We start from the raw sequence: 12,040 nt of genomic DNA, 5'->3' as shown, positions 1-12,040 counted from the left end.
TACCTTAGGCTATATGAAGCACAAAATAAAGAGGTCGATCCTTTATTTTAAAGAAACTGACCTCTTTATTTTGTGCTTCATATGATATAAATAATTACAAAAACTAAACTACATCACTGCTTTTAATAATTCTGTTACTAATGGAATTACTCCACCAATGAATTTCAAAACTGCAATTGCGATTTCCATATGATTTCCTCCTCTTTTTTGAGTATTGAATTGTGGTAAATTTTTATACTACTATAATAGCGAGAATTCATTTGGATATCAATGCATTTCAATATGCAATATTTCATATTTATACGATTTTTTAATTTTTTAATATATCAAATCTAAAGTGTTTTCTGATGAATTCAACAGTTAATGAACATAAAAGTTTCCCTACTTAAAAAGAAGTTAATTTTTGTGATTTTCTTCTTTTTTGTGGCAGATCCTAGATAATTTGACTATTAATAAGTGAACTAATGTTCATTAGACATAGAGGACACCCTCCTATTATAAAGCATGACATTAAAAAAGTTATGGGATCTTCAAAAGAGGTGATACAAGCGACTCAATTGCGATATTTTAACAACCGAATACTCCGTCAGCCTACTCTGTTGTTTGATAAGTGTTTCTCGAAGCGGCTATTATAAATGGCTAAACTGACAAGGAATCCTTGCACCAAGACAATAGGAAAATGAAGAGCTGAAACACTTTATCCAACAGTGTTATGAGAAAGTAAAAGGTGTGTATGGTTATAGTAGGAGGTGATACATATGGTAAATTTACGTGAAATAAGAAATACTCATAAAAAAAGAGATAAAGCATTTTATGAAGTGCTTTATCTCTTTTTTATGAGTGAGGAATGTATTTGGGGATATTTTCGGTATGTTTTTGCACAATTTCCGTATCGCATAAATTTTATTTTAATATGTGCTATTACATATTATTTCATCATTCCCCCGACAGAAGAATCCCACTTCAAAGAATGTAAAAGGTGTAGCCCAATGAGTAGGTGGGAGATGAATGTCGGTTAGGCGTAAGCCTAAAGGTTATTGGGTTTACAACGAATAAAGAATACTGGGATTTTAGTATTCAGCGTATCTAGAGATGTAGGTTGTGTGCAACGAATTCGTAAGTACCATATTTTAGAGTTTGTGTATCAAATTCAATGTGTTAAAAATGTATGTTATGTAATTTTATAGTTCTTAGTTTTAATTTGATGTAAAGTATTTATGAATACGATAGTAAAAATTATGACCAATAAAGCCTTTTCCCACAAAAAGTTATGTCTAAGTATAAGATTTGCACATAAATTATACCAATTAATAATTAATAAGATCCCAAAAATCCACACACAACTTTTTAATGTGTTTAAGCGGTATTGATATTCTAATATATTTCTCTTCATATATTTCTGCTCCTATTCGATATAATTAAATAGAATTGTAAACATGATAAGTTAATTTGAAACTTATGTGAAAGAACTTTCTCTTGGAAGAGTCAATAAATCTGGTTACAGCCCTAATTACACATAAAGAAAAAGAATCCCTTATGATTTCTAGGATTCTTTTTCTTGTTTAAAGTTTGCTCATACAAATGATCTGCACCTCAATTCATCTTTGATATACAGACCATTTGTATGATAATTTTTATAAATAATTGCTGAATAAAGAACTTACATAAATGCTTTTAAAAGCTCTTGTACGAATGGAATTACTCCACCTATAAATTTTAAAACTGCCATTGCGATTGCCATAGTATTTCCTCCTCTTTTTTGATGTTAAGATGTAGTACATCTTTATGCTTTTATTATAGTAAGCACTTACTTTTTTATCAATACATTTTAATATGCAATATTTCATATTAAGATGCATTTTAAATTCTCTTCCTTTTTTTATGTGTTCATAGATTAAGTGATACAGGGGTTCAGACGAGATACCTATAAAACGGGGTACCTTCAACATTTTATAAAATAGTAGGCCTCTTTATCTTGTATATATTGAAGGTCTTTCAAATGAAAATAACCTAAGTCTCGGATACATAAATCATTCGCTGTCACAGTTGGGACACACAGAGAGCCGTAAGTGCGATCATGTTGTTTACCTGGACCTGTATGAATATGTAGGAACTGTCCACTTAACAGATCATACTCAAGTTGAATTTTTATCCCAGCTGTATGGCTGCATCCTCCTGCACCTGGATAAACGAATGAAAATATATCCGGAAGTTGAAATGCAGTTGAATCTAAAATACGAATACGCTTGAAAACAGAAGTGTATGGAGAAGAAATCGGCATAGATGAGGCCAATTTTTTGCTTAGTAGTTCGGCTAGTATGTGTTGTAAAAGTTGGACGGCCGCTTTATTAAATCGTTGATTCAGTCCCTCAGGACTGATGAGTACTTCTGTTGATGCTTCTAAACAGCTAGATAACTGAGTTAAAGAAGTCATAGCTATATTTTGGCTCATCCATACACATAAAGCGACTAAATCTTTTGCTTGGTACTTACTGGTTCGTTGTACAAAACCAACATCTCTAGCAAGATCCCGTAAGGTATTTGGAGATAAAAAACTTTGAATCTCTTGAGCAAATAGTTGTAATTCGTCAGACACAGAAACAAACATAAAAAACGCTATCCTTTCCTATGATTCTACAGAAAGAATAGCGTATTTTTTCATTTTAGGGGGCATTTCTTTTTATTAGCTTGATAGCGATGTGGTGGTACCCCTATTCTCAATAGAGTACACTCTATTGAGAAGGTTAAATATGCAATTTTGCATTTTATTAATTTTATAGCATGTAAACATATTGATTCGTATATAATTTTAGGGTTATAAGGGTAGCATGCCATTCCGATCAAGTTAAGATATTAAAGTAGCTCCTAAACGAAAATTTTATTATTTTACAGTTATTTATGAGAATTCAACTCTTTTTTTCGTCTTGGGAAACAACCCATTTCTTAAGTTGATGGGTATGTGTAGTGAGTCCTATCTTAGTCTAAGTACATCATAACATTCTAACTATTATGGAGCGTGTATTATAATGAAAAAGATTTTATTATTGTTTATAACATTAGGAATACTTATAGGATGTGAAAAATCTGATTCGTGTGATGAATCAAGAGCCATCTACTCTGGAAATTGTAATTTTTCTAATACACTCACAAGCGACAAAGCTGAATTACAATTAGATTCCAGATAATTGCTTTTATACTTAATTTTAAACTAATTGTTCATCAGATTATTATACATTTCATGTAGATTATTCTTGGGGGTTCTGTTGCAAAGTTTCACAAGAGATAGACATAGGATCAGCGTATATGACTAAATATGGTTCTGGTGCAAAAATGTTAGTTAGAATCATAGAATAGCAATTTCCTCTACATTTCTATCTTATGAAGCTAAGCCAAACAATTTATGAATAAATTCTTTCTGGTTTTGGACGGATTCGTCCAGTAAAACAACTTGTCCTTTTTTCATCATATGCATGGCTTCAACACCACTCAATATAGAGATTGCTGTTTTAAATGATTTTAATCCTAACATAGAACGAACTCGGATTAATCACCGCATCTTCTGGCGCCATGTCTAAAAAATATTTAAAGGACATGTCATATTTTGAGCGTTCAACAACATCTACATCTGATAAGTCAAAAATGGACTTTAGCAATAAATATTTGAACATACGAACAGGCGGCACTGCATTGCGGCCATTATCAAGACAATATTTATTCTGTAATTCCTCTAAAACAAAAGAAAAATCAACCAATTCATTAAATTGACGAAGCATATTATCTTTCGGCACGACGATATCGTAAATTGCCATGAAAGGACTAAGGTTAAGAGATTGTTGGTTTGAAATCATCCGAGACACCACCTAGAATTAGTACAACTATTATACATAAAAATGGTGAAGGCTTCCTCGATTTCATCGAGGAAGCCTTCACTTGTTTAAACTATATGGACTTTTTCAGTGGCCTCTTTGATTCTGCCCTCTTTTTTAGCTCATTAATAAAAAATTATTTTTCGTTTCTTTGTGTGAATAACAAGCTGTGATTTAATCCACTTTTAATATAATTGGTTAATTGCTTCCCAATAAGAGTATACAGCTGCTTTAGCTTGCTCTTCTGAAGTAAACTGTTCAATGTTTGGTAAAAAACTCCTTCCTTTATATTGAAATAATTTTTCTGTTCTAAATGCTTCTTTTTCATATTCTGCAATTTCTCTATGCAATAGATATTGGTTGTTTCCGACATGCTCAATTAAATAGTTGGACGGCTTAATGATTTTATCTTTAAAAATTTCTGGATTCGCTTGCATTAATTTCATAAGCTTTTCCTTTCATCTATTTCTCCTTTTGGTAAACTACTTCTCCTTGTAAAATTGTCATTAAAACTTGAGCATCTGGAATCTTATCCTTACTCATTTCAGTTATATTTTCATCAAGTACTACCATATCAGCAGATTTACCTACTTCAATAGAACCAGCTATATTATCAAGTCCTAATGATTTGGCAGGCTTAATTGTATAAGCATCAATAGCTGCGTATACATCAGGTAAACCTTTTTCACCAATGCTTAGTGAATTCGAAATAGTGACAAGTGGATTCAGTTCATTTACGTCCCAATCACTACTAAGCGATACATTTGCTCCTGTTTTCCAAATTCGTCCTAGCGGCATAATTCGTTTCATCTGTTGATCTGAAAAATACATACTTGCCCAGCTTTGCTTAGGATCTTCCGCAAAATCATGCCCTACTTGAAAATCCGCACTAATACCTAAATCAGCAAAACGGTTAATATCACTATCTTCTACCATTTCCACGTGCGTGAGCGTATAAGGTTGTTTTGCTCCTTCTTTTTTCGCTGCTTCAATTGCGTTTAAACTCTCTCTTGCTCCACCGTCTCCAATTGTATGAATCAATGCACCATAACCAATTTTATCGAGTTCGGTCAACCACCATTTCATTTTCTGCTCTGGAATATAGTTCAAACCATATGGAGTTCCTTTAAACCACTCAAATTTATATTTTTCTAGTGTTTTAGCTGTGCTGTTAATACTAATTCCATCACTATACATTTTCACTTGATTAATAAGCATTCGAGACGATGAATCGTCTCGCCTAATTTTTTTGAAATACTCAATTTGTTCTGCTTCATTTAAATTTGGATACACCCACGGACGAAGTACTACTCGTGATGTTAACTTTTTCTCATCATTAACTTTATTCTAGACATCTAACCAACCTCGTTTCCAATATAGACGTCCATCACCAACTGTAGTAATACCATTCTTCGCAACCTCATCTAAGCCATCCAATAAACCTTCGTAATTTTTTTCAAACAGATTTGGTTGTGAACTCCATGCTTTCTCCATCACAATATCACCAGCTGAGTCATAAAGAATACCAAAAGGCTCTCCTGTTTCCGGGTCCCGAATAATTCTTCCCCCCTGCGGATCTTTCGTCTCTTTATTCATTCCAGCCAACTCCATTGCTTTGGAGTTAACCCATACAGAATGAGAGGTTCTTTCCATAATTACTACAGGATTATTGGGGAACAGCTCATCAAGGAGCTGCAATGGAGTCTGCTCTTCCGATTCTTCGCTCATGTCTTTTAACAAACTTTCCAAACTAAATCCCGATCCGCTTATCCATTCCCCTTCTTTTAAATCTTTTTGACAATCCTTTAAATACGAACGTTGGTCTTGTAATGAAGCATCTGGTGACACACTACAATTTCCTGCCGCGGGTGATTTTGCTTCAAATATATGATTATGATTGTCCACAAAACCGGGAAGGACGGAACGCCCTTGTAGATTTATGACTTCCGTATCTTTATTTATAAATTCTTCTACATCCTTGTCGGAACCAACAAATATAATTTTACCATCTTTAATTGCTACTGCTTCTGCCATATCTTGTTTTTCATTAGAAGTATAGATTTTCCCATTTTTAAATACTACATTGTCTGGCAAATGGTTAGGCAGAACAGTGCTATTTTGCTTGGCTTCTCCCACTTCAGGAGCGCATGCTGAAATCAATACCACATTAAAAATCAGACAAATGACCATTAGTGCTTTCTTTGGAATTCCCTTCATTTTTCTACTCCTTTTATTAAGATAAATTGCTTTTGAAAATAGAATAAACGTTAACATAGTGTCAAGGTCAAATCATTATTGTTGTTACTTTTTAATAACTGAAAAACAAATTTGCGTCACATAATCCTCTACTGGGCAATCGCATTCAGGACCCTTTAAATAGACTTCACATGGTGGAGCAACTATCAGATATCCATTATTTTCAATCCATTCTTCTAGCGCCATATAACCGTAACCTATATCGTCATAACTCCCATGATGCAAGGTAGTAACAATTTGATGCTGAGCTAGCTTTTTTATCTCCCAATCCCATGATAAATTTCCAGTGTTCTCATAAATAATTGGAATTCTTAATTCAATATCACTGTGATTCGGAATATACTCTTCATCATAGAAGATGGCGGATGGAGAACCTATTATTTGAAAATTATTCACTTGTACTTTTTCATATAAGAAATCAAAATGTTCATCTATATCATTAATATCGATTTGTAATCTTTGCGTTATGACAGTTATTTCACTTCTCATTCCAATTAATATATCGTAGTGTCTACGTTGGATTGAAATGAGATCTATGTTTCTATTTATCATTTCACTCATTTCGGAAATAACCTGTAAATGTTCTCTTACTTCATGTGATAACTCCATAATTTGCGATTTCATATGTTTGATAAGTGAATTTTGGTCTGATGACTGAAGAATTATTTTGATTTTCGAGAGAGGAAATCTGTACTCTCTTAGTTTTTTGATTTGTAATGCCATTTCCAATTGACCCTGTTCATAATACCTATATCCATTTATGGGATTAATATATGCTGGTTTCAGTATTTCCTCTTTGTCGTAATGTCTCAACATCCGAGTACTCATTTTGCAAATTCGAGAAAATTCAGTAATTTTATACATTTAAATACTCCTTGAGTAACTTTATTTACTACGCCTTTTATGATCTCATATAATAACCTTTCACCCTCATAATAAGCATGAACGTGAAAGGTATTATATTTTTTTACAGGGAGTTTGCAAACAGACATCATTTCCAATTAAAAAAATCCGAAATGGAGAATTCATCCTCCCGACTTTTCATTCTTTTAAATTTTTGAGGTAACAAATGAATGGGACAATACCACGTTAAGCAATTAATTGCGCCTCCCATTGTCGATATATCTCCTACATGAACTGGAATCGCATGTTTATCAGTATGTTTTTGGATGTATTGTAAGACTTCCTGATCTTTAGATAATCCAAACCTAGGAACATAGAGAGCATCTTTTGTTTCTAACATGTTTATATATAAACCTTTGGCTGATGCAATCTCTTGATCATATTGCCCTTCTTCTGTATATGAAGAAGGAACAACTACAAACTCCGCTTCAGGCATTTGCTCTCGAATAATCTCTTGAATGCTATGCCTAAATTCGTAATCTCCTAGAAAGTCACTGATAAACATTGTATGTTCATCAATAAACTTAATCATACCGTCTGCATGTGCAAGCACATCTCCTGGTTCAGAAGGAATGATAATAACTCGACTGACATCTAAATCCCATTCCAGTTGCTCTATAATTTCTTTTTCTGTCCAATCATAATTATCATCAAGTATACGATCCGTTAATATAATTGTATCTTTTTTATTCCAAATGAGATTACCGCCATCTAATATCAATGGGGAAATAATATATTCAAAGTCATTTTTCTTCAGCCATTTATTGAATTGTTGATTTAAATATCGACTTTGACTTTCAGGTAAGTAATTTGGTTGGTATTTAAATTTAACGAGGTGATTTGTTACAACTGGTGCAACGTCTCTTAACCAAATGTCGTCATACTCAAAAAAGTTTGTATCAAAGTCTTGTTCTTCCACAGTTAAAGATATAAGTTGATCGGTAAATGCTTTATTTTCATTTAGGTTCTCATTAAAATAAATAAGATCTTCATAAAATGGTCGATAATATTGATTCGATTTATTTGGTATTGCAGTAAAAATAATTCCATTGTGTATTTGATTCATATTGTTTACCTCACTATTTTAAGGGTTATTGAGTAACTGATTGAAACAAGTCATTATCAAGATAAAGTGAAACTTTAATCAGTGGGGGGGCTTCATCCCTCAATGATTATTAGCTCTCATCAATCTGACTTTTACGAGCAGCCCGCCCCCCCACCTAATTTCTTTGCTTTTGCCGAATTTTGAGATGGGGTTCTTACTGCCCGCAAATAGCTGGATACATACAACTATTCCTCAATTCAATTCTCTTATGATTCTATATTTTAGAAACGTGCACATTTCATGAGTGGATTATAGCACGGAGAAATATTATATATTTATATAAAAAATATAAAGCCGTGGTTAAGCGGAAAATTCGCTCTTGACAAGATTTAAAAACCAAGCCATCATCCATATAAATTCAACTTTTAAAATGAATTACATAATAAAAAAGTTACACTCTCATAATAGTGTTTTGGAATGTAATTGGTTATTTGTTATTAGTAAATTGCGTAATAGTGACCTTTAGATAAATCTCAAGTAGTTAATATTAAGTCATATCAAAAAGGAAGAATTATTTTCCCTCAAAACACCTTAGAGAAAAATGATAAATACCAAAATTAAATTTACAAAAATACATAACATAATGAAGAAGTATGAAAAACGAAATTGAGGAAATTTCGTGGTATTAACGTAAAACAGTTCACTATCATATAACTCTGGAGATAAAAATATCATATATATTTTTTTAGTACTGCTAATTACATGGTAATTATCTATCATTAAACTGAAGCTATGATATAAAGAAAAGTCCATGTGTGTTTTATTAAATGTATTTCTACTTTTGAATTCATTTATGAAGAGAATATAAAAAGAGTTCTAAATGAATAGAACTCTTTTTGTTAATGATATGAATAAATAATTTAAAAAGTCTCATGAAATATGCAATTAGATGATTTTTTTATGAGAATTTAAAGCTGACGACTCTAATAGATTATTTTGATTGTATAAGTGTAATAAATGAGTTTCCACTCCTATACAAATCCCTTCTAGTGGAAGGTCATTTGGATCATGACCGAATGGATCTTCGATTTCAACTCCTATCGCTTCAATCCCTATAAATGCAAAACTAATAAACGTAGTTGCAAGCACTGTAAACCATCCGAGACTATCAACAAGACCAATTGGTAAAGTCCCACAAAATATAATCAGTAAACTTTTTATATGGGCGAAATATGCAAAAGGAATAGGGGTTGCTTTGATACGGTCACATCCACCAATAGCAGTAAGCAAATTATTCAAATCAGCTTCCATATTAATTATTATATTGGGGTGAAGGTGACCAGATCTTAATCCTTTTGATAGGATAGTTTTTAACATAAACACAATAGTAATCGGTAAATAGTTTGACTCAATCAATAGCTTTTTTTCCTTATCAGAACATAATTTAAACAAATCTTTTACTTCAGATAAATCTTTTTCATCTCTCAAATGTTGTTTAGCCAATTTTGGAAAAGCAATTAATAGATGTAAAAACTTCAGCTTCTCCTGATCCGTATTTTCCCCTTTAGAATCCCAATGACTTAAAAAACTCACCGCCAAATTCCTAGTAGAACCACCAATAGCGCCAAATAACTTTCTTCCTTCCCAATACCTATCATAGGCAGTATTGGTCCGAAATACTAATAGTAAACCTAAAGCTCCACCAACAATAACCCATGGAGTTTGATTTATATTTATTTCTACATAACAGTGATTAATTATAACCATACCTGTTGAGACACATATATATAATAAAATTTGAGGGGAAATATCCCTTATAATCGTTCCTTTTAATGTAAATACTCGATGTAAGCTATCTTGATTGTTGTAATGAACCATATTTACATAAACCTCTTTCTTTATTAACTTATTTATATTTTTACGGTAATCAAATTCAACATAAAACCAGCTGGATATTATTAAAAAATACAATACCTAACTTTATTTTACTTAAAGGGGTGAAAAAATCCTTTTGTATGAAAAACATACCTGAGCTTTACCATCATCTAATTACAAATTCTTAATTTTACTAGAGAGTAATATAGCTGACAATACCATGTTAAACAATTAATTCCCTCCGCCCATTTCCGATATATTACATATATCAACCTAAATGAACTTTTTATCTATATGCTTTTGAATATATTCTAAGACCGTTTGATCTTTACATGGCCAAACTGAGTAACATCGAAACCTTCATTTGTCTCTAATATATTTTTATATAGGCCTTTAGCTGATTTTATTTTACTTGATTGTTTTACAGTCTGTATGTTCCCTGTATTAAAAATTAACAGATTATAAAATTAAATAATAGAATAGTGAATCCAATATCGATTTATCCTTTGTTCATAAACATATGATTTTCTGAACAAGTATCTCTTAACGTACAGTAGCTGTCTGTACGCTAAGCATAAAGCAAGTTAAATAAGTCCATTCATAATGTCTAAAGGGACTTTGCTCACACAAATGATCTGCACATCAATTCATCTTTGATATACAGATCATTTGTATGATAATTTTTATAAATAATTGCGAAATAATGAACTTACATAAATGCTTTTAAAAGCTCTTGTACGAATGGAAGTAATCCACCTACAAATTTTAAAATTGACATTGTGATTTCCATAATATTTCCTCCTCTTTCTTGGTGTTAAAATGTGGGCATTTATGATGATACTCTACTAGAAAAAACTTTCATTTCCATATATTACATATTGTAATTATAATTTTTAAAGTTATACTTTTTCTATAACTTTAAAAATTTGTATTATCAATTATACACTATACGGAAATAATAACTACTCAGCAATACCTTTAATTTAGGAGTTTCATAGGCGAAAATTCGGTCTATTTTTTTGCTACAACACAAACATGTGCGATAACACTACATCTTGTGATAAAACAGGCAAACATATTTTGGTTAGTTTTTCCAAATGCCTTATATCTTCATGAGGTGACTGAATAGTTACCAGAAATATTTATATAAGTTACGTATTAGGGTTGAGTTTTTAGGAGGTTTAAATGAGAAAAATATTGCCAGGAGCCATTTCATCTCATACCCAGTATGGGTATTTAAAGGTGCCGAAAAATGTCAAAAGCGAGTGTCCTAAATGCGGTAAATCAAGTGAATTTACGTTAAAAACGAATTTTTACCAAGTTACAAAAAGAGGATTATTCGCAGAAGGGCTTTGTTTTGAATGTAAAAAGCCATCAGAATTCGTGATTATGTTTAATGATTATATGGATCGAATAAATGAAGAAGTAGAAGTTTATATTTATAGTCCTTCGGATTTAAAAGATCCTTCGGATCAGCTCGAACGCAATAAACATGTCCCTATAGACCTTGTCAGGGCGTATCGCTCTACTTTAAATGTCAGTCAGTCAAAAGATAATTCTGCTGCTGCAGTAATGTCAAAACGAGTTCTTGAAAGTGTCCTCAAACATTTTCTTGGAGAGAAAAGTAATGGGCAGCCTCTTTCCCAGCAATTTGAGCAATTGCCAAAATATATCGATTTAACTAAACCGATTCAAGATGTTGGCCACCTCGTTCATCCAGACAGCCCTCTTTATGAGATGCTTGAATTGAAACAGGAAATTGATGATGAAACAGTAGCTTTATTAACAGAATTATTAGAAGTCCTTATCCAGTATTTATTTGTGTTGCCTGAAAAAATCGAATCAGTACATGATAAGATTGAACAGAAATTTAAAAAGGTGTAGCACGCACATTTTAATATTTTTATACGCTAAGAGATTTTCAAAAACCAACAGCATGATTTCAATTGGGATTTTAATTTAAAGATAAGTTTTGAGAAACCGTTTAAGCTATTTTTAGCTTATTTTACGTTTTTTACGTTGAAGTGCATTTGTCTCAAATACTTACTGACGCTTTTGAGATTAGGGGATTTTCTTAGATTAGTAAAATCAACGC

General features: G+C 32.1%; 5 protein-coding genes and 5 pseudogenes. 1 reads left to right on the top strand and 9 read right to left on the bottom strand.

The genetic code is table 11. From position 1 onward, the window contains the following. Positions 1–1,660: 1,660 nt before the first annotated feature. The 9 genes and pseudogenes from C568_RS36235 to C568_RS0111160 all read right to left on the bottom strand — a co-directional run bounded on the left by C568_RS36235 (position 1,661) and on the right by C568_RS0111160 (position 9,948). Positions 1,661–1,847, bottom strand: a pseudogene (locus C568_RS36235) (hypothetical protein). A gap of 110 nt (positions 1,848–1,957) precedes the next feature. Continuing rightward, positions 1,958–2,608 (bottom strand): annotated as a pseudogene (locus C568_RS30635) (IS4 family transposase); the annotation flags it as partial. 768 nt (positions 2,609–3,376) lie between these two features. Then, positions 3,377–3,541 (bottom strand): annotated as a pseudogene (locus C568_RS32830) (IS6 family transposase); the annotation flags it as partial. Beyond that, positions 3,534–3,848: pseudogene (locus tag C568_RS0111190) on the bottom strand (transposase); the annotation flags it as partial. The pseudogenes C568_RS32830 and C568_RS0111190, both read right to left, overlap by 8 nt. Before the next feature lie 203 nt (positions 3,849–4,051). After that, positions 4,052–4,312, bottom strand: coding sequence for a hypothetical protein (locus C568_RS0111185; protein ID WP_006095564.1), 261 nt, complete (start codon positions 4,310–4,312; stop codon positions 4,052–4,054). A 16-nt stretch (positions 4,313–4,328) separates the two neighbouring features. Beyond that, positions 4,329–6,083 (bottom strand): annotated as a pseudogene (locus tag C568_RS31810) (amidohydrolase). An 84-nt stretch (positions 6,084–6,167) separates the two neighbouring features. Continuing rightward, positions 6,168–6,986 carry a MerR family transcriptional regulator gene (locus C568_RS0111175; RefSeq protein ID WP_018781544.1) on the bottom strand — a complete coding sequence of 273 codons (819 nt, stop codon included), beginning with the start codon at positions 6,984–6,986 and terminating at the stop codon, positions 6,168–6,170. Between the two features lie 127 nt (positions 6,987–7,113). Continuing rightward, a complete protein-coding gene (locus C568_RS0111165) occupies positions 7,114–8,091 on the bottom strand; it encodes an agmatine deiminase family protein (protein WP_018781542.1) in 978 nt (325 codons plus the stop codon). 924 nt (positions 8,092–9,015) lie between these two features. Continuing rightward, a complete protein-coding gene (locus tag C568_RS0111160) occupies positions 9,016–9,948 on the bottom strand; it encodes a bestrophin family protein (RefSeq protein ID WP_006095558.1) in 933 nt (310 codons plus the stop codon). 1,182 nt (positions 9,949–11,130) lie between these two features. Between C568_RS0111160 and C568_RS0111150 the strand changes: the two genes are divergently transcribed. Further along, entirely contained in the window at positions 11,131–11,829 is a 699-nt protein-coding gene (locus tag C568_RS0111150) for a hypothetical protein (protein WP_018781541.1), read from the top strand. The last annotated feature ends 211 nt before the right edge of the window (positions 11,830–12,040 follow it).

Origin of the sequence: Bacillus sp. 95MFCvi2.1 (assembly GCF_000374965.1) — a bacterium.
In the GTDB taxonomy this organism is placed as follows: Bacteria; Bacillota; Bacilli; order Bacillales; family Bacillaceae_G; genus Bacillus_A; species Bacillus_A pseudomycoides.
Note: the sequence above shows the minus strand (reverse complement) of the source record. Positions and strands in the feature narration are given on the sequence as shown.